This is a genomic window from Peribacillus sp. NPDC096622 (assembly GCF_044762665.1).
GTDB classification, from domain to species: Bacteria; Bacillota; Bacilli; order Bacillales; family DSM-1321; genus Peribacillus; species Peribacillus frigoritolerans_B.
This window is the reverse complement of the sequence record NZ_JBIWES010000001.1, coordinates 122,225-141,133: the sequence shown is the minus strand read 5'-3', so window position 1 is coordinate 141,133 and position 18,909 is coordinate 122,225. Positions and strand designations below refer to the sequence as shown.

The window sequence follows — 18,909 nt, the reverse complement described above, 5'->3', positions numbered from 1 at the left end:
GTTTTTTCATCTTTACAATTATCACACAATTATTTACTGAATGTTTACAAATGCTTTAAACGGAATTTACAGTCTGAAAGTATGATGTGAGAGTAGGACAAAATATTCATATAAAATTCTTAGGGGGATTTACAAATGAGACGTTTCAAATTTATGGCTATGACCGCAGTAATGGGTGGAGTAATCGCAGTGGCAGCTGGATGTGGATCTAATGATACTTCAAACAGCGGTAAAGGAAATGAAGCGGCTTCAAATCAACTCAAGGGCGAAGTTATCACGGATGGTTCTTCAACGGTCTTTCCGATCATGGAGGCAGTTGCAGAAGAATATATGGCTACACAGCCTGATGTGAAGGTTTCAGTGGGATCGTCAGGAACAGGTGGGGGATTCAAGAAATTCATCGCTGGTGATACGGACCTAGCCAATGCATCCCGCCCGGTCAAAGAAGAAGAAAGTGCCTTACTTGATGAAAAGGGTGTTAAATATACAGAATTGAAACTGGCATTTGACGGTATTTCAATCGTCGCCAATAAAGATAATGATTTCATCGATTCACTAACGGTTGAAGAACTTCAAAAACTGTGGATTGATAATGGAAAGGTAAAGAAATGGTCTGATATACGTCCTGAATGGCCGAACGAAGAAATTAAATTCTACTCTCCGGGAACAGATTCAGGAACATATGATTATTTCAATGAAGTGATCCTTGAAGAAAAACCAATGGTGGAAAATGCTACGCTTTCAGAAGACGATAACGTTCTTGTACAAGGTGTAGAAGGTGATAAAAATGCAATTGGATTCTTCGGTTATGCCTACTACTCTGAAAATAAAGATAAGTTAAAGATCATTTCCATCGACAACGGCAAAGGTGCCGTAGAGCCAACGCATGAAACGATTAAAAGTGGGGAGTATGCACCATTGTCACGTCCACTTTACACATATGTAGCTAATAAGTCGGTAGCTGAAAAAGAACAAGTCGCAGATTATACTCAATTCATCATTGAAAATGCAGGAGAGCTTGCAGAAGAAGTGGGTTATATCAGCCTGCCGGAAGAAGAGTACCAGAAAGATCTTGATAAATTAAAAGAACTGGAAAAATAAACGATATTACAGGCTATTGAAATCCCGCCTTGACTCGATTAAGGCGGGGGTAACAGCTTGTAAATCCAAATATTGCGTGTCTGAAATGGAGGATGCAAGTTGGAACTTAGAAAAACAGAAACCTATTCTGTACAGCAAATGATTCTGGAAAAGAAAAGTAAGAAAAAAATCAATATGGAAAAAGTCATACCTAAGCTTTTGTTCATTACGGCGGCAATTTCCGTATTTACTACAATCGGGATCATCCTGACCCTTATATTTGAAACATTTATCTTTTTTGACAGAGTATCCATCGTCGAATTTTTTACGGAAGCTAAATGGCTGCCATTTGCATCTGCACCTTCCTATGGGATTATGCCCCTTATTGTTGGAACGTTGAAGATAACAGTCATAGCAGCGGTGGTTGCAGTTCCAATAGGACTTGCAACAGCCATTTTCTTGAGTGAATATGCATCAGAGAAAACACGGAGAATCATCAAGCCGATTTTAGAAGTTTTAGCTGGGATTCCTACTATCGTTTATGGCTTTTTTGCCTTAACTTTTGTAACACCGGTTTTGCGGGATTTATTTCCTTCCCTTGACATGTTCAATGCCTTGAGTCCTGGAATCGTTGTAGGTATCATGATCATGCCGATGATAGCTTCTTTGTCGGAAGATGCCTTAGTATCAGTACCGAAGTCGATTCGAGAAGGTGCGTATGCTTTAGGAGCAACGAAACTCGAAACGACAATTAAAGTGGTATTGCCAGCAGCCATTTCTGGAATTGTCGCATCCATCGTTCTTGCTTTATCCAGAGCGATCGGGGAAACCATGATTGTAAGTGTTGCCGGTGGCTCGACCCCAAATATGAGTATGGATGTCACTTCATCGATTCAAACGATGACCGCTTATATCGTTCAGGTCAGTTCGGGGGATGCAGGGTATGGGACAACGATTTACTACAGCATATATGCGGTTGGAATGACACTGTTCGTCTTTACGCTTGTCATGAATTTACTGGCGCAGTTCATCTCTCGCAAGTTCAGGGAGGAATATTAAGTCATGAAACTGATAAACAAAAGTCATGTTGCAAAAAAAATGCCTGCTAGGCTGGCTGTTAACACGATTTGTAAAGGATTATTCTTCTTGGCAACATTGGTTGGCCTCCTCGTATTGGCCATCTTATTTTATCGGATATTCACTCAAGGAATTGGTAGTCTGAATGTGGACTTCCTTCAGAATTTCGCTTCCAGGAAACCTGAAGAGGCTGGTATAAAGGCCGCGTTGATCGGTTCAATATGGTTGATGGTAGTGGTGGCCCCGGTTTCCCTGCTTCTCGGTGTTGGAACGGCCATTTATTTAGAGGAATATGCGAGGAAGAATTGGATCACCACTTTTATCAAAGTGAATATTTCCAATCTGGCAGGTGTCCCGTCAATAGTATTTGGACTTCTGGGCTTAACGGTTTTCGTTCGTGCTCTTGCCTTGGACCGGTCCATATTGGCAGCGGGCCTGACCATGAGCCTACTCGTTCTCCCGGTCATCATAGTAGCTGCCCAGGAGGCAATACGTGCCGTACCTCGTGATTTAAGGGAAGCTTCGTTTGGAATGGGTGCAACAAAGTGGCAAACCATTTTGAAAGTGGTCCTGCCTGCTGCGATACCTGGCATTTTAACTGGAGGGATACTTGCTTTGTCACGGGCAATCGGTGAAACGGCGCCATTGGTGGTGGTTGGCATACCAATGTTCATCGCCTTTTTACCTCAAACGGTCATGGATACATTTACAGTGCTGCCAATGCAAATCTATAATTGGACATCTCGTCCGCAGGAGGAATTCCAGCAGGTTGCTGCCGCGGGAATCATCATTTTACTCATCCTGTTAATATTCATGAATTCAATAGCGGTTATAATTCGAAATAAATTCCAGAAAAGATACTGATAGGAGGAAGGAAGCATGAATATGACCTTAACGAGAGAAAAAGAGTCACCGGCTATCGAGATCGATAATGTCGGATCAGCTGCCTTGACGGAAAAGGTGTATGAAACATCCAATCTCAATTTATGGTATGGTGAAAACCATGCTTTGAAAAATATTAATCTGGATATGCACCAAAATGAAGTGACGGCCATCATAGGGCCTTCAGGATGTGGGAAATCCACCTACATTAAAACATTGAACCGAATGATAGAACTAGTCCCGGATGTGAAAACGACAGGTCAGATTAAATATAGGAACAGGAATATCCTTGATCAGTCCTATAAGGTGGAAGATTTAAGGACACAGGTGGGGATGGTCTTCCAAAAGCCTAATCCTTTTCCTAAATCAATTTATGAAAATGTTGTATACGGACCAAAGATCCATGGAATTAAAAATAAAAAAATTCTTGATGAGATAGTTGAAAAGAGTTTAAAAGGGGCAGCCATTTGGGATGAAGTGAAAGACCGTCTGCATGAAAATGCATATGGACTTTCAGGTGGACAGCAACAGCGCCTTTGTATTGCCAGATGTTTGGCAATCGAACCAGATGTCATTCTAATGGATGAACCTACTTCTGCCCTTGATCCGATATCCACTTTGAAAATAGAAGAATTGGTCCAGGAACTGAAAAAGGACTTCAGCATCATCATCGTTACCCATAACATGCAGCAGGCAGCACGTATCTCTGATAGAACAGCCTTCTTCTTAAATGGGGAAGTCATCGAATATTCTGATACAAATACCATCTTCTCTAATCCGAATGATAAAAGAACAGAAGATTACATTACCGGACGCTTCGGTTAAGAGAAAAGGAGATGCGATAATGATCGTTCGTGAAAATTTCGAGCTTCAATTGAAAGAGCTACAAGGGAAAATCGTGAAGTTGGCTAATTTAGCTTCAGGTGCCATATCAAAATCATATGCCGCACTGGAAAGCAATAATGTAGATGAGGCTCTTGAAGTTATTGATGATGATACAATAGCTGATTTACTGGAAGAGGAAATAAACGACTTTGCGATTTTACTGATTGCTAAGCAACAGCCGGTTGCGATTGATTTAAGGCGTATCATTGCTGCCATAAAAATCGCCTCGGATATTGAAAGGATGGCGGACTTTGGTGTGAATATCGCCAAATCAGCGATCCGAATCGGTGACCAGCCATTTATTCTGCCTTTAACACCATTAAAGCAGATGCATGATATTACATTAAAGATGATTCAACTTTCAATAGAAGCATTTGAGAAGGAAGATGTTGTTCTTTCAAGGGAAATCATTGAAATGGATGATGAGGTCGATCGCTTTTATGGAGAAATGATTCGAAGTCTCCTTCGCCTTTCAGATGAAAAAAATCTTCAGCAGGTTACACAGCTTTCCCTAATTGCTCGATATTTAGAAAGGACAGCGGACCATACAACGAATATCGCCGAGAATATTTACTTCCTGGTAAGAGGGAGATATATCAGCAGGAATGAATGACCCCATTAATTGAAAAAAAGAGAGGCTTTTTCTCGGACATAGTCCATTTAAAAGTCTCTCTTATTCATTAATGTGTCAAAGTGTTGGCCAATTGTCTATATGTCATATTATTCGTAACAACAAACTCGCCGATTTGTATTTTTTTCGATAAATCACGGTCATTCATGTAAGCTTCAAATTCAGCAGCATCATCGATGATTTTTTCCTTGGAAAGGCAATCGGCAATTTCGGTTGTGGTCATATTCGTTTTCACTTTAATTGTATAGGTGACGATGGAGGGGGCCTTTTTTGAAGCTTCCTTCCCCATTAAATCTTTATCCGAATCCTTTGGTTGGACGGTTTTTTTAGCTTCCTCAGCAGTAGGAGTGGTGCCTTCGAATATTCCGGTGGCATAATAAAAGCCAGCAAAGATTGTTGTTGTAAAAATGATGCCAGCGGAAAGACCTTGCAGTCTTGCTTTGTTCATTTTCATTCACCCCGCAATCTTTGCTGCTCGATCACTGAAAGGGTTTGTTCCTTCGTTAACGAGGATTGTCTAGCGATCTGGTCCAAAGTAAGACCTTGACTATATAAAGATAGAACCTGGCTTTTTAGAATATCATGAATGGGTTCGATATCATTGGAAGTGACAGTTGATTTATCCTTTACAGGGGGAACAGGGTCGTCCTGGATAACGAATTCCTCTTCAAGAATCTTCACCTTCTTCTTTAATTGGTAGATATCCTGCATATATGTTAGTGTCATCTGTTCCAAATCTTCTTCTAATTTGGCAACTTTATCTTTACCGAAAAAAGAAATGATGAGAAGGATGAGCGCTAATGAAAAAAGAAGGATGATAAGTGTTTCCATGTTTTCACCTCAGAAGATAATTTTCGACAATATACTTATATTTTACACATATTTTAAAAAGAATGGAGATTTTCATATTTTTATATTTTCGGAAATGGGCAGTAAACTTCATTTATTGTCTGTTTTCTTTCAAATATTGTCGAAAAGCCTTACGACCGTCGTTGCAGAAAAAAAATTAGGCATTAAAATGGGAAAAAAACCTTTGAGAGATAACATACATAAAATTCGACAAAATGTGTTTATTGTCCATCAGCCAATTCAGTGCTAACATTAAGATAGAATAAATCGAAAAAACAAAATATTTTGAATAATTAAAAATCATTGTACCTAATAAGAAAATGGTGTGCAGAATCTAAAGTGGATAGTTTCACTGTCAGCGCCTACCGATAAGTAATATAAAGATAATGAATGGGAAGGGATGATTTATATGAATTCGCTATACGCATATATGCCGCAGGATAACCAGGATTTATTTCGTAAGGGATTAAAGGCTGGATTATGGATGGATGAGAGTTTTGATTGGTATCCTGAGGAAGATATGATGAGTCATCCTAATGGAGAGATCCGGACACTTTCACAAACGTATACCCAAGGGCAGGTGACCTTTTCGAAGTTCACGATCAGGAATACCTCATTCGAGACTAAGCGTCCAAAAGTGTTTTTTCACTATGAAAACGCTTTCGAAAGGCAGGCGGTGGCTTTTTACAGCCCGAATGAACGGGCGATTTTACATGTAGCCCCTCAATCGATTGCCTTATTGGGTGGATTGGTGAAAGGAAAAAGCATCTCTCAATATTGCATCCAAGGTAAGGGAAGCCTATATCAAGAAGGATGCTTCAAATCATTGAAAGAAGGTCTCCTGGCTTATTCACCGCTCGCCAAAGGGGAAGTTACCAGCGTGTTTACACTAGAGACGGAAATCTTACCGAAAGAATGTGTGGAAGCTGTGGCTTGGGTCATTCATGCTGAAACGAAAGAAGAAGCGAAAGTTATAAATAATCAGCTCCTCCTGACGATGCAAAACGTAAACAATTAAGAATTCAAAAAAGTTATGTTGGATTTCCCGAAAAACATACTAGCAATTCGCATTGAATAATGATATTATAGAAAAGTCCTATGTGAAAATGTCAATATGTTTGGAGGGAAATACACAATGCGCGTGAATATTACATTAGCTTGCACTGAATGTGGAGACCGTAACTATATTTCTAAAAAAAATAAACGTAACAATCCAGACCGTCTTGAGCTTAAAAAATACTGCTCAAGAGAAAAACGCAGCACGACTCACCGTGAAACAAAGTAAGCAACAGGATTTTTCCTGTTGTTTTTTTTATGCATTTTTTTAAGTCCTTCTTTTCTCTCTTTCCTTTAGTGAGTATTTTCAGAATGCACGAATGATTCGGCGATTATCGACACGTATTTTCGTAAATGAACAAATATTATGAGATAATAATAGAAGTAGACTAAAGGAGTCGGAAGAGATGAGAGAAAACAAGAATAAGCTCCGTCAGGAAGTTAGGTCCCGCTTAATGGGGCTGACTAAAGAGGAACATGAAGAATTATCTAACAGAATCGCTGAAAACTTATTTACATTGGAGGAATGGAAAAATTCTGAAACCATTGGCATCACCATCTCCATTCCGCCTGAAGTTCCAACGGTACGGATCATCGAACAAGCATGGAGCGAAGGGAAAGAAGTGGCTGTACCAAAATGTGATCCCGAAAAAAAGACAATGGAATTCAAAAAAATTTCGTCCTTCAATCAGCTGGAGTCTGTTTATTACGGGTTGCTGGAACCAGTGGCTGAAACAGCCAAGGCCTCCAAAGAGGAATTGGACGCATTGATCGTACCCGGCCTTGCTTTTACCAAGGAAGGGTATCGCCTGGGCTTTGGGGGGGGTTATTATGACCGTTTCCTATCTTATTACCGAGGTGATACATTGGCCCTTGCATACGAGCTTCAATTAATGGATGAACTACCGATAGAGGTACATGATATAGCGGTGGGCAAACTCATTACCCCATCAAGGATTATACGCACGTACGCCCATTAAGAAGAAGTTTATTAATTATCACTTTTAGCTCATAAAAATCCTCTCCTGTATCACACTACTGATAGGAGGGATTGTTATGCTTCGATTAATCATTCAAATCTTCTTGGTTGGTTTAGTTGTTTATGCAGGTTACCAAAACCGGTACCGCCTGATAAATGTTGCGCTGTCCAACGGCATACTGAGAAGATTTCTAGTGACTAAATCCTTGGATATGCCAATGTTCAGGGATAAAATGATGCAAAGCATGTTCACTCAGACCAAATGAGGATGCCGGCATCTTAAAAAGGGAACCTGAACAGGGTTCCCTTTTTTTATTTAATAGGAGCGGAAAAACAGTCTCCTTTTTACTTTTTACATGATTTCGTCTATAGTTTTAATTAAAGAACAGGAATTTTAGAAGCTTAAGTTTCATTGGAAAGTGGGGAAGGCATTGGGATTTAAAGAGGATTATTTTTTTTGGGAAACCATAAGGGAGTTGTCTGCCCATTATGATTATCGAATGATCACTGTCACGGAAAACCATAAGGAGATATGGCTTGAGAGCGATAAGAATAAGGAGTTTCCAGTCATAAGACTCATCCGGCATGATTTGGATTGGGCTAATTGGCTGAAACGCGATATCGACCGAACATTGCAGAATGGGGAAAGAATCAGAAGGAAATTATACAAAAAGCCCATAAACATATTAAGTATCTATGTTAGTAAATTCGCCCCGGTGGATGATCATGACTTTAGTTCACGGGTGGCCTCCTTTAAAAAAACGAATGTCAACACGTTCCTTCTAACTTGTGAGAACTTTCAGGATTCGTTGCAAAACCTTGAACATGTTTTGAAAAAACCACTTTCAATTCGAGTTCTTGAAGAAAATGAAATAGATGAGGAAAAGGTTCTTGCAGTAAAGAAGGACGCTATCTCGGAGTCAGTCAAAAAGGCTAAGGCAGAACAGAAGGTATTTCAAAATGCCAATAAGCCATTCTTTACATATATATTCATGGCGGTACAAATAGCTGTGTTCATCTTGATGGAGTTTAATGGGGGCAGCACCAATTCCAAGACTTTGATTGAGTTTGGCGCTAAATTTTCCCCTTATATCATACAAGGGGAATGGTGGCGGTTCTTTACACCGATGGTCGTCCATATTGGGTTCATTCATTTACTGATGAATACATTTTCGTTGTATTTGATCGGTGCTGAAGTTGAAAGGATTTACGGGAATGCCAGGTTCCTTTTCATCTATATATTCGCTGGTTTCGCTGGAACTCTAGGCAGCTTCATCATGACCCCGAATCTTTCCGCCGGAGCGAGCGGAGCCATTTTTGGCTGTTTTGGGGCACTTCTGTACTTTGGCATCGTCTATCCGAAATTATTCATGCGCTCGATGGGCTCATCGGTTATCGTGTTGATCATCATTAACTTAATATATGGTTTCACCGTTTCGGGAATTGACAATGCAGGGCATATCGGAGGTTTGATCGGAGGGTTCTTGGCCGCTGGAGTGGTCCATCTCCCAAAATCCAGGAATATCTTTCGGCAGCTGGCTTTTCTGATCGGGACGGTAATACTGACCTATTTGCTGCTGCAATTTGGTTTCAATCATCAGGAAAGTGCAGCTTTGGATGATAATACCATGGCAATGCTGGCTCAAAAGTATATTGATGATGATGAAGAGAATAAGGCGGAAGAGATGCTATTCAAATATGTGGAGTCAAATCCTGATGCACCGCTGTCGCTTTTTATTCTAGGAAATTTATCTTTTGATAAAAAGGACATATACAAAGCTAGGGATTATTATGAAAAAGCGATTGAAAGTAATCCGGATTTGCATGAAGCCCGTTACAATCTTGCCTTGGTCTACATGAATCTCGAATCATTCGATCAAGCTAAAGAGCAAGCTGATAAGGCTATAGAGCTTGCCCCGGATAATAAGTCATACACTAAACTACTGGAAGAAATTGAAAAGCAACTATAACTTTTGACGCAGCATGATTGGGGTACCGTCTTTCAGGGTAAACAAGACAAGTATTTCACTTTGATTCTTCGCCATAAGCAATAGGGGGATGGTGCTACCTTGTGGACTCACAGTGGATCCATCCTCCTTTTTTATTCCCAACACATAATTTTTGTAAAGTCCTTCCCATAGTTTTCCCACTATTTCTTCCCGTTTGAATTGGGGGAAGGCGGCGAGCCATTGATTCTTCTTAGAAGGCAGATCTGTTAAAGAGATGATTTTGTACTGATCAAGATTAACCTGAAAGGCTTGCCCGGCTTTCTCCAAACCATTTCGAACCGTTTGATCTGTCAAGCCGTCCAGCGTTTTTTTCCACTGAATCTGTTCTTCTGAAAGGGGGCGGTGAAAAAATTGAAAAACCGGTGTCGTTACTGTATAGAGTTTATCTTTACTGAGCTGCTGGGCACTGGTGAAAATTGTGTCACTTGGATGAACCTCGGCATAATGAAACGTTACAGCTTCATAACGCCCACTCTCGGATTCTTTAGTCTTCGCTTTCTGAGAGAGTTCTTGTTTATTTTGGCGCCAATTTTTTAAGGCTCCTGCCAATTTTCCATTTTTGTATAAAAGCGATACGTCTTGACGTAAGTAAGCAGGCTGGTCCAACTTAGAATCCACCCTCCAAGTGATGGTATAAGTGGAATCCCCGGTACCCTTTGGTGTCAGATGGGTGGAAGCATGTTCAAAATGGAGTGAGGAATCGATGGGAAAAAAAATGATGGTTTCCTCTGTCTGTTTATGATTTGATAAATAAAGGATGACAAAAATGGTGGTTAAAACCAAAAAGACGGTATACTTCAATTGTACTTTCATTTTTCCCCTCCGTTTTCACGCGTGATGAATGGTTTAAAAACATTAAGCTGTTAAATCAAATCGAAAGAGTCCAAATTCTTGATATTTCATCATATGAATACAGTTGGACATGTATGAGGGGGATGGGGGAAATTATCAAAAGAGGAAATGGGCGCTTGTTACAAAGGTGCTGATTCGATATACTTTCCTAAAGAAAAGAGTAAAGAGGTTTACTATGAAAACATATTATGATCTTCAACAATACTTGAAAAGATTTGGCACATTTATCTATATTGGCGATCGCTTAGCCGAGCTTGAACTGATGGAGGCCGAAATAAGGGAAATCCACCGGATGCAGATGATGGATACGAAAGATTATCAAACGGCAATTCTTTTAATCAGGCAGCAATTGTCTCTTGAAAGGGAAAAACAGAAAAAAAATTGATAAAAAAGGTGAGAATGATGGAAAAGTGGCTGATGGGTGTGGATTTAGGCGGTACAACTACCAAACTGGCTTTAATCAATTTATACGGAGAGATAATTCATAAATGGGAAATCAGCACGGACATCTCCGAAAAGGGAAAATACATTACGATTAACATAGCTAAAGCAATTGATGCGAAGCTCGTGGAACTTAATGAACCGAAGAGTAAGATAGTAGGGATAGGAATGGGTGCTCCCGGCCCTGTGAAATTTGTTAACGGTTCCATATATGAAGCGGTCAATATTGGCTGGAAGGACTATCCTTTAAAAGATTTATTGGAGGTGGAGACATCTCTTCCAGCTGTGATCGATAATGATGCCAACATGGCAGCATTGGGAGAAATGTGGAAAGGTGCAGGTAATGGTGCCAAAGACCTCGTTTGTATAACTCTGGGAACGGGTGTAGGCGGAGGGATCATCCATAATGGGCAAATCGTCCATGGTACCAGTGGGGCTGCTGGAGAAATAGGGCATATAACGGTCGTAACGGATGGAGGGGCACCATGCAATTGCGGCAAGACTGGTTGTTTGGAAACGGTTGCTTCGGCGACTGGAATTGTCCGTATGGCTTTAGAAGCCTTGGATGCCGCCGTTGAAAAGTCAATGCTTCGGCAAAAAGTCGACGAGGGAAATGCGGTAACTTCCAAACTGTTATTCCAATGCGCTGCAGCAGGTGATCCTTTGTCCAAAGCTGTGGTGGATAAGGTGGGCAATTACTTGGGGCTGGCACTATCGCATGTTGGGAATGTCATGAATCCAGATAAAATCGTCATTGGCGGGGGCGTCTCACAGGCGGGAGACATTTTGCTTGATCCTGTGCGTTCTGCCTTCGGAAAGTATGCATTCAAACGGGTTAGTAAGTCAACGAAAATCAGCTTGGCCACACTAGGCAATGATGCAGGGGTAATAGGTGCAGCATGGCTCATTAAAAGTCAACTGAATACGTGACCCCATGCTGCCCATGGCAATCAGGGTTATAAGAAAAAAGGTGGATTCTTCAAAAAAAGTTCCCCCTTTAGAGGGGTGGGGGCAGCCGTTCCTGCTTTTGCATAAGGGGGAGAACCATGACCCATTATTGAGGCGCCCTGGATTGTAGCTCCAGCGCTTCTTCGATGAGGAGGGACCAGGATTGAAAAGGGTCTTCAAAAAACAGCGATATTCATTGTTTTGGGTCGTATTGGTTTCACTTTGGCTTAAAACATATATCGCTTATAAAACAAGTTTTGAGATAGATATTGATAATTGGATCCAGGAGTTCATACTATTCATCAATCCTGTCAGTTTCCTTTTACTTACACTTGGCGTGAATATATTTTTAAAGGAAAATAGAAGGAAAGCATACTTATTGACCATGAGTTTTTTCATCACCTTCGTCCTCTTCGCCAATCTTGTTTTTTTTCGCTTTTTCAATGACTTTTTAACCATTCCCGTTCTTTTTCAAACGAGCAATATGAACGACCTTGGAAGCAGTGTACATGAATTGATCAATCGGAGTGATCTTTTGTATTTTGCCGATATTCTGTTCTTGATGCTTCTGCTGAAATACAAACCAAAAACATTCCGTGAAAGTCGATATAATCCCCAGGACCGTAAATTCTTTTTGTTAATGGCTTTAGGAGTGACATTTTTTAACTTAGCTTTAGCGGAAGCGGCGCGTCCTGAACTCCTGACAAGAACGTTTGACCGCGAAATCCTCGTTAAGAATATCGGTACTTACCATTATCACCTCTATGATGCAATATTACAGACGAAATCATCAGCTCAACGTGCACTTGCGGATGGCAGTGAATTGTCGGAAATTGAAAATTATGTCCGTGCCAATCAAAAAGAAGTTAATGATGAACTTTATGGTCTGGCAAAAGGCAAAAATGTGATCCTTGTATCATTGGAATCCACTCAAAGCTTTGTCATCAATAAAACTGTCAACGGGGAAGAAATCACTCCTTTTCTGAACCAATTCATTAAAGAGAGCTATTATTTCAATAACTTTTATCACCAAACTGGCCAGGGAAAAACATCCGATTCAGAATTCATTATTGAGAATTCCCTCTACCCTTTAGGTAGAGGTGCAGTATTTTTCACTCATGCCCAAAATGAATACAAAGCCACCCCTGAAATCTTAACGGAAAAAGGTTACTATACGGCTTCCTTGCATGCCAATAATAAAAGCTTTTGGAATCGTGACATAATGTACGATTCTCTTGGGTACCAACGGTTTTATGATAGTGATGAATACAAAGTGTCTGAAGGGAATTCCATCAATTGGGGTTTGAATGATAAATCGTTCTTCAAGCAATCAATCTCTCACTTGAAGAGGATGCCTGAGCCTTTTTATGCCAAGTTCATAACGTTAACCAATCATTTTCCATTCACTTTGAATGAAGAAGACCGGACATTGGAACCTTACGGTTCGAATTCCAAAACATTGAATCAGTATTTTCCGACTGTACGTTATACCGACGAAGCCTTGGAACGGTTTATCGGCGATTTGAAACGTGATGGATTATATGAGGATTCCATCATTGTACTATATGGAGACCATTATGGGATTTCAGAAAATCACAACTCTGCCATGAGCCAGTTCCTTGGGAAGGAAATTACGCCTTTCGAATCCATCCAGCTTCAGCGTGTCCCGCTCATCATACATGTCCCCGGGCAGAAGGGAAAAACGATTTCCACCGTTTCCGGCCAAATTGATGTAAGGCCGACTCTCCTTCATTTATTGGGCATTGAAAATAATGATTATATAGAATTCGGCAAAGATCTATTTTCCGAAGAGAAATTAGAATTCACCGTTCTTCGCGATAGCAGTTTCATCACGAAGGATTATCTCTATACGATGGATACCTGCTATGATAAAAAGACCGGAGCGGCGACTGCAAAGAATTCATGTGAGAAGTATTTGGAAAAGGCAAAGCAGGAGCTTGATTACTCCGACAAAATCATTTACGGGGATTTGCTCCGATTTTATGAGCAACCTTGAAAAAAGAAACCTGGCGCAATCCAGGTTTTTTTGTTTTTTCAGGAGAATCAGTACCCATAACAATTATGAAACACGTGAGATTTCCTGAACATCTTTCTGTTTTTCCCTTCATAAAGATAAAACAATGAAAGGGGCGGAGGCTGAATGAAAGTTGTGAGCAGAAGCGGGGATGATTTGGCATATTACAGTCAATTGTTCCAAATTCCTCGGGTTTTGATTGAGGATGCCAATCCGGCCATAACTGGCGGTGTTTTGCCAAATGGCATGGAAGTACAGATACCTGGTTACATTGTTCAGGAAGAGTCCCGGTTAGATATCGATTTTGCCGAAATCGCTTTACAATATCACCTGCCCATCGATGGGATATTATTATTGAATCAAGATGGACAAAAACCTTTTTCCGTACCCGTCCGGGTGATGAATCCCGTGATTGTCACCGACAAGCCCTACGAATATCAATCACTTCTTGACGATCTTGATATTCTATCTTGTCATTACCCCTTTATTAAGGTTGAATCGATTGGTAGGAGTGTGTTGGGAAAAGAACTACTTGAGGTAAGAATCGGTCAAGGGGAAAAGATCATACATTATAACGGTTCATTCCATGCTAATGAATGGATCACTTCGGCGGTTTTGATGAAATGGCTGAATGATTTTCTGCTGGCAGTAACGAATGATCGTACACTTTGCGAAATGGATTGTATGCCGTTCTATCGGGATATGACCATTTCGGTGGTTCCAATGGTGAATCCGGATGGAGTCGACCTTGTCCTAAAGGGGGAGGAGGCGGCAGAGGGGAAGTTTGATGTTTTAAAAATAAATAATGGTAATCCCGCCTTTTATGCTTGGAAAGCCAATATTCGCGGTGTAGACCTGAATAATCAATATCCTGCCAATTGGGAGATTGAAAAGCGTAGAAAGATTCCAAAAGCCCCTGCCCCGAGGGATTTTCCAGGAGAGAACGCGTTATCAGAACCAGAAGCATGGGCCATGAAGGAGCTGGCAATAAGACGGAATTTTGAAAGAGTGCTTGCACTTCACACCCAGGGAAAAGAATTCTATTGGGGATATGAGGGACATGAACCTGAACAGGCAGCGGATGTTGCAAGGGAGTTTGAAAAGCGCAGCGGATATCGGGCCGTAAAATACGTTGACAGCCATGCTGGGTATAAAGATTGGTTCATTCAGGAATTCAAACGCGGGGGATTCACAATCGAACTGGGAAAGGGCATCAATCCGCTTCCGCTATCCCATTTGCCTGGTATATATGAAGATACTGTCAAGATTTTGATGGCAGGCCTATATATGTGATGCATCCCCCATAAGGAATATACTTCCAAAAAAATATAAGATCATTATCCGCCACATTTTCTCTTTTTTACTTTATAATGAAAGAGAGTATGGATTCAATTGGTTAATCCTTACTCTCTTTCTAATGTCTCGCTCACAAATGCCAGGCGTTTTAGTTTTGAAGTGGGAGGTGTGTGGAGATTAAAGTATCCAAAGCAGCACTTTGTATGCGGCTTTCCATTTGTAAGATGTTGTGTTTCGTCCCATTATTTATCTCCACTATCCTTCTTATCTCGGCTTGTGAGCCTTCCAAGGACCTTAGTAAACCCGTAAATGATACGGAAAAAGAACACTCCCAATCTAACCACCTGGAAACTTCAGTAAGCAATTTAAAGGTCCCGACCGCAGAAACGGAAAAAATCGAAGCCATTTTTGGATGGCTGGATTCGGAAACCATTTTATATTCTGTGAAGCGGGATGGTAATGAATTATCCCAGTTGATGGCATGGAATTTGGAAACGAATGATACTTCCGTTTTCTATCAGCCGGCTTTTGCGTTTTCTGAAGTATCGATCAGTCCGTCTGGTACGCATATTTTGTTGTCGTCCTTCACCTCTTCGGATAAAGCATCAATCACAATACTCGATAAAACGGGGAATCCACTGTATTCCGTGGCGATTCCAGCCTATGAATTAGCTTATGAGTGGAATTCATTTAAAGATGGCCGGTTGTTTGTATCGAGTTTTTATGAAGATTGGACATACAGCAGTTATGTGTTGAATCCAGATGAACAAACTATGGAAACTCTGGACTTTCCACAGCCCTTTGCTCAATGGGCAAGTGAAAATGAATTGATGTTTCTGGATTGGGACAAAGAAGAACCTGCTTTGACGGCTCCCCTTGAAAGAAAAGCGCTTAATGAGGATGGGGCAGACAGCATTATGCTCGATGTCATTCACTTTAAAAAAATGAAACAAGAGCTGATGACTATTCAAGTGGAGACAGAAAAACAAGATCGGGGTACATATGCATTTTATGATCCAACAAACAAGCCGATCCACTCTTTTTCCGTGCCACTATTGAAAAGCTTTTCAGATTGGGTCATTCCATCCTATGATTTCATTGAAAAAAACAAGGAATTCATAACGTTTATTCCTAATGAATCAAAAGATGCGGACCAATATGAAGGAAGGTTTACCTTAACTAAATTAAATTGGGAAAAAGGCACACAAGAAGAATTGATGAAGGACATGGAAAATGAACCATTAAGCTGTTCGCTTGATGGCAACTTCTGCTTATATGGATATCAATTTGAGAAAATCATTGATATGAAAACCCATCAAATACAAAGATTGTTCAAACAAACATGATGACCTAAAACAAAAGCTCGCCGGATGGCGAGCTTTTTTCTTCAATGGGCAACAGGAAAGCCGCTGTTGATGACTGTCATGACAGTGAACCAGCCAAACACGACTGCACTGCCGGCTGCAAAAATGAATCCTAAGAAGTTTCTCTTTTTTAATGAGGTAAACACAGCTGCTACTCCTAATATAGCCACAAGACCGAAAACAACCATTAATATCATGTCAAAACCCCCTTTTTTTCGTAATGAATACCTAATCCCTAATAATATACCCAGAGAATAAAGCAACTACCAAAAATATGTAGAAAAGATTGCATTTGTTAATATCTTAATATTTTTTCAATTATTTGTCGAGGTTTAATAGATGACACTTCTATGACTTGAGTAAACTGGATTAACATTAGCAGCTTAATTAGTGTAAGATAAAGATAGAAAATCATATTGGAGTTGATGGAAATGAAATGGACACAAATTCCTCTAGGACCGCTGCAAACGAATTGTTATGTAGTTTCCAATGGACAGGATTGCATCATTTTCGATCCGGGTGAAGAGCCACAGAAAATCATTCAGTACATACAAACAAAAAATTTAAAGCCTTTAGCGATTTTATTGACACATGCACATTTTGACCATATCGGTGCTCTGGATGCTATTCGGGAGCATTATGGGATCCCTGCATATATTCATGAAAAAGAGGCCAAGTGGCTACTTGATCCCGCATTGAATGGTTCCCAAAACTGGTTCCCGGAAAATCCAATGCGCATGAAGCCTGCCGATCACATCTTGGCAAATGAGCAAGAACTTACTATTGGAGGATTCACTTTCGAAGTATTCGAAACCCCCGGACATTCACCAGGGAGTGTTTCGTATTATGTGAAGGACGAACGTCTCCTCTTTTCTGGGGACGTCCTGTTCCAAGGAAGCGTTGGCAGGACCGATTTAATAGGCGGAAGCGAGTCAGTGCTCTTAAATAGCATTGAAACGAAGCTTTTGACACTTTCTGATGATTCTATCGTTTTTCCTGGCCATGGGCCTGTAACGACCATTCTAGATGAAAAGAATACTAATCCCTTTTTGAGATAATCCCTTTTACAGGTGCCATATGGCACCTGTTTTTTAAGTTCTTAATAATCTAAAAATATTGAAATGGGTCAATTCCAGAACTATACTGAATATAAAAAATCGGGGTCTTCCCTAGTGTGCATGACTTTTTTGAATCTGCTCTGGAAGTAGGTGCATAATTTAATTCAGTTGTAATGATGCACTCTTATGACTGCGAGATAAAAAAATGAACACTTTGCGAACTTTAAATTTGTTTTCGGGTATGACTGTCGATAAAACTTATTTATGTATTTTATTAAGAAATCAATATGATGGAAGATCCATGGAGACGGAGGCTATTGTGTTGAAAAATCACTTGAAGGAATTGATTTCAGGAAGCCCGCAAAAAAGGATTTCCTATAATGACTATATGGATGCTGTTTTATATACGCCCAATATAGGCTACTATGCACGCGCAAAAGAGAAGATTGGCTCAAGAGGGGATTTTTATACGTCTGGCAATGTTGGGGATGCATTTGGGAGATCACTGGCGAGATGGTTCGTATATTTGATAAAAAGATGTGGAGTATCACCAAGAATCATCGAGGTCGGCGCTGGGGACGGTAAGCTGGCGTATGACATCCTCGTTTTCATAAAAGAAACGGAACCGCAGTTATGGGACTCTTTGACTTATATCCTTGTGGATGGCAGTCCATTTCATAGAAAGATTCAGCAAGAACGTATAGGGATGTTCAAACAGGCAGTTTCTGCTGCCAGTATAGAAAAATGGACGAATGTAAATGGAATCGTCTTTTCAAATGAACTTTTCGACGCGTTGCCTGTATTTGTCATTGAAAAATATAAGGGATCTTTGGTAGAGGTATTCGTCACTGAAAAGGAAGGCGAGTTGGTAGAAGAGAGAGTACCTTTGGACAACCCTGACATCCTATCTTACCTTACTGAACGAAAAATCACCTTAAATGAAAATCAACGATACGAAGTTCCGCTAAACATGGTCCGTGAATATGAGAAGATCGTTTCCTGTATCGAATCGGGTATTCTCCTTACAATTGATTATGGCTATACCGAAAGGGAATGGAAGGAGCCAGCTCATCTTCAAGGGAGCCTGAGGGGCTATTATCGGCATCAAATGATTAAAGATGCACTTCTGTATCCTGGTGATATGGATTTGACGACACATATCCATTTTGACACAATAATCGAGATTGGAAAAAGAAAGGATCTTACCAATCGAGGGCTTTTTCATCAAAATGAATTCTTGCTTAAAGCAGGGATACTAGAGGAACTGAAGGACCATCAAGGAACTGATCCATTCTCGAAAACGGCAAAGCGTAATCGTGCAATTCGGGGGCTAATCGTTCCAGGGGGATTTAGTGAACATTTCAAAGTGTTGCTTCAATCGAAGAGTTTAGGAGAAGATGTAAGGATCTTTCCTGAATGGTGACAAGTAAAAACCCATGAATCAAAATTCATGGGTTATGTAATATT

At 40.5% G+C, this 18,909-nt stretch carries 21 protein-coding genes; 17 read left to right on the top strand and 4 right to left on the bottom strand.

Annotated features, from left to right (window positions below; all coding sequences use genetic code 11):
- Nucleotides 1-135: 135 nt before the first annotated feature.
- The 5 genes from ACIQYG_RS00620 (at nucleotide 136) to phoU (ending at nucleotide 4,537) form a co-directional block, all read left to right on the top strand.
- Nucleotides 136-1,101: a PstS family phosphate ABC transporter substrate-binding protein gene (locus ACIQYG_RS00620; RefSeq protein ID WP_402835045.1), complete on the top strand. Its 966-nt coding sequence runs from the start codon at nucleotides 136-138 to the stop codon at nucleotides 1,099-1,101.
- A 138-nt stretch (nucleotides 1,102-1,239) separates the two neighbouring features.
- Nucleotides 1,240-2,139, top strand: a complete 900-nt coding sequence (pstC, locus tag ACIQYG_RS00615; protein ID WP_402835477.1) for a phosphate ABC transporter permease subunit PstC — start codon at nucleotides 1,240-1,242, stop codon at nucleotides 2,137-2,139.
- A 3-nt stretch (nucleotides 2,140-2,142) separates the two neighbouring features.
- Entirely contained in the window at nucleotides 2,143-3,021 is an 879-nt protein-coding gene (gene pstA, locus ACIQYG_RS00610) for a phosphate ABC transporter permease PstA (protein WP_402835044.1), read from the top strand.
- A gap of 21 nt (nucleotides 3,022-3,042) precedes the next feature.
- Nucleotides 3,043-3,864 (top strand): phosphate ABC transporter ATP-binding protein PstB, encoded by an 822-nt coding sequence (gene pstB, locus ACIQYG_RS00605; protein ID WP_048682195.1) that lies wholly within the window; start codon nucleotides 3,043-3,045, stop codon nucleotides 3,862-3,864.
- 19 nt (nucleotides 3,865-3,883) lie between these two features.
- The gene (phoU, locus tag ACIQYG_RS00600; RefSeq protein ID WP_402835043.1) at nucleotides 3,884-4,537 is read left to right on the top strand and encodes a phosphate signaling complex protein PhoU; all 654 of its coding nucleotides are present in this window, start codon (nucleotides 3,884-3,886) and stop codon (nucleotides 4,535-4,537) included.
- A 67-nt stretch (nucleotides 4,538-4,604) separates the two neighbouring features.
- Here the strand turns inward: phoU and ACIQYG_RS00595 are convergent, their stop codons facing one another.
- Nucleotides 4,605-5,003: a hypothetical protein gene (locus tag ACIQYG_RS00595; RefSeq protein ID WP_402835042.1), complete on the bottom strand. Its 399-nt coding sequence runs from the start codon at nucleotides 5,001-5,003 to the stop codon at nucleotides 4,605-4,607.
- Nucleotides 5,004-5,005: 2 nt separating this feature from the next.
- Nucleotides 5,006-5,386, bottom strand: a complete 381-nt coding sequence (locus ACIQYG_RS00590) for a hypothetical protein (protein WP_402835041.1) — start codon at nucleotides 5,384-5,386, stop codon at nucleotides 5,006-5,008.
- A 427-nt stretch (nucleotides 5,387-5,813) separates the two neighbouring features.
- Between ACIQYG_RS00590 and ACIQYG_RS00585 the strand changes: the two genes are divergently transcribed.
- From ACIQYG_RS00585 to ACIQYG_RS00565, 5 genes are all read left to right on the top strand, one after another.
- Complete coding sequence (locus ACIQYG_RS00585; protein WP_402835040.1) at nucleotides 5,814-6,422, top strand: hypothetical protein; 609 nt, start codon at nucleotides 5,814-5,816, stop codon at nucleotides 6,420-6,422.
- A gap of 117 nt (nucleotides 6,423-6,539) precedes the next feature.
- Nucleotides 6,540-6,689 carry a 50S ribosomal protein L33 gene (gene rpmG, locus ACIQYG_RS00580; protein WP_028391797.1) on the top strand — a complete coding sequence of 50 codons (150 nt, stop codon included), beginning with the start codon at nucleotides 6,540-6,542 and terminating at the stop codon, nucleotides 6,687-6,689.
- Between the two features lie 178 nt (nucleotides 6,690-6,867).
- Nucleotides 6,868-7,440 carry a 5-formyltetrahydrofolate cyclo-ligase gene (locus ACIQYG_RS00575; protein ID WP_402835039.1) on the top strand — a complete coding sequence of 191 codons (573 nt, stop codon included), beginning with the start codon at nucleotides 6,868-6,870 and terminating at the stop codon, nucleotides 7,438-7,440.
- A gap of 76 nt (nucleotides 7,441-7,516) precedes the next feature.
- Nucleotides 7,517-7,705, top strand: a complete 189-nt coding sequence (locus ACIQYG_RS00570; RefSeq protein WP_063233052.1) for a hypothetical protein — start codon at nucleotides 7,517-7,519, stop codon at nucleotides 7,703-7,705.
- A gap of 165 nt (nucleotides 7,706-7,870) precedes the next feature.
- Nucleotides 7,871-9,409 carry a rhomboid family intramembrane serine protease gene (locus tag ACIQYG_RS00565; RefSeq protein WP_402835038.1) on the top strand — a complete coding sequence of 513 codons (1,539 nt, stop codon included), beginning with the start codon at nucleotides 7,871-7,873 and terminating at the stop codon, nucleotides 9,407-9,409.
- Here ACIQYG_RS00565 and ACIQYG_RS00560 read toward each other — a convergent pair.
- Nucleotides 9,404-10,261, bottom strand: a complete 858-nt coding sequence (locus tag ACIQYG_RS00560; RefSeq protein WP_402835037.1) for a hypothetical protein — start codon at nucleotides 10,259-10,261, stop codon at nucleotides 9,404-9,406. The two genes, ACIQYG_RS00565 and ACIQYG_RS00560, sit on opposite strands and share 6 nt — an antisense overlap.
- 214 nt (nucleotides 10,262-10,475) lie before the next feature.
- Here ACIQYG_RS00560 and ACIQYG_RS00555 point away from each other — a divergent pair, with 214 nt between their 5' ends.
- From ACIQYG_RS00555 to ACIQYG_RS00535, 5 genes are all read left to right on the top strand, one after another.
- A complete protein-coding gene (locus ACIQYG_RS00555; protein ID WP_402835036.1) occupies nucleotides 10,476-10,685 on the top strand; it encodes a YqgQ family protein in 210 nt (69 codons plus the stop codon).
- A gap of 14 nt (nucleotides 10,686-10,699) precedes the next feature.
- The gene (locus ACIQYG_RS00550) at nucleotides 10,700-11,671 is read left to right on the top strand and encodes an ROK family glucokinase (RefSeq protein ID WP_402835035.1); all 972 of its coding nucleotides are present in this window, start codon (nucleotides 10,700-10,702) and stop codon (nucleotides 11,669-11,671) included.
- Between the two features lie 181 nt (nucleotides 11,672-11,852).
- Nucleotides 11,853-13,706 carry an LTA synthase family protein gene (locus tag ACIQYG_RS00545; RefSeq protein ID WP_402835034.1) on the top strand — a complete coding sequence of 618 codons (1,854 nt, stop codon included), beginning with the start codon at nucleotides 11,853-11,855 and terminating at the stop codon, nucleotides 13,704-13,706.
- Between the two features lie 144 nt (nucleotides 13,707-13,850).
- The gene (locus ACIQYG_RS00540) at nucleotides 13,851-15,017 is read left to right on the top strand and encodes a M14 family metallopeptidase (protein WP_402835033.1); all 1,167 of its coding nucleotides are present in this window, start codon (nucleotides 13,851-13,853) and stop codon (nucleotides 15,015-15,017) included.
- Between the two features lie 173 nt (nucleotides 15,018-15,190).
- The gene (locus tag ACIQYG_RS00535; RefSeq protein WP_402835032.1) at nucleotides 15,191-16,366 is read left to right on the top strand and encodes a YqgU-like beta propeller domain-containing protein; all 1,176 of its coding nucleotides are present in this window, start codon (nucleotides 15,191-15,193) and stop codon (nucleotides 16,364-16,366) included.
- 41 nt (nucleotides 16,367-16,407) lie between these two features.
- Here the strand turns inward: ACIQYG_RS00535 and ACIQYG_RS00530 are convergent, their stop codons facing one another.
- A complete protein-coding gene (locus ACIQYG_RS00530; RefSeq protein WP_034308396.1) occupies nucleotides 16,408-16,581 on the bottom strand; it encodes a DUF2759 domain-containing protein in 174 nt (57 codons plus the stop codon).
- 234 nt (nucleotides 16,582-16,815) lie between these two features.
- On the opposite strand from ACIQYG_RS00530, the gene ACIQYG_RS00525 reads away from it, so the two are divergent.
- Complete coding sequence (locus ACIQYG_RS00525) at nucleotides 16,816-17,442, top strand: MBL fold metallo-hydrolase (RefSeq protein WP_402835031.1); 627 nt, start codon at nucleotides 16,816-16,818, stop codon at nucleotides 17,440-17,442.
- Nucleotides 17,443-17,764: 322 nt separating this feature from the next.
- Nucleotides 17,765-18,865, top strand: coding sequence for a class I SAM-dependent methyltransferase (locus ACIQYG_RS00520; RefSeq protein WP_402835030.1), 1,101 nt, complete (start codon nucleotides 17,765-17,767; stop codon nucleotides 18,863-18,865).
- Nucleotides 18,866-18,909: the final 44 nt, after the last annotated feature.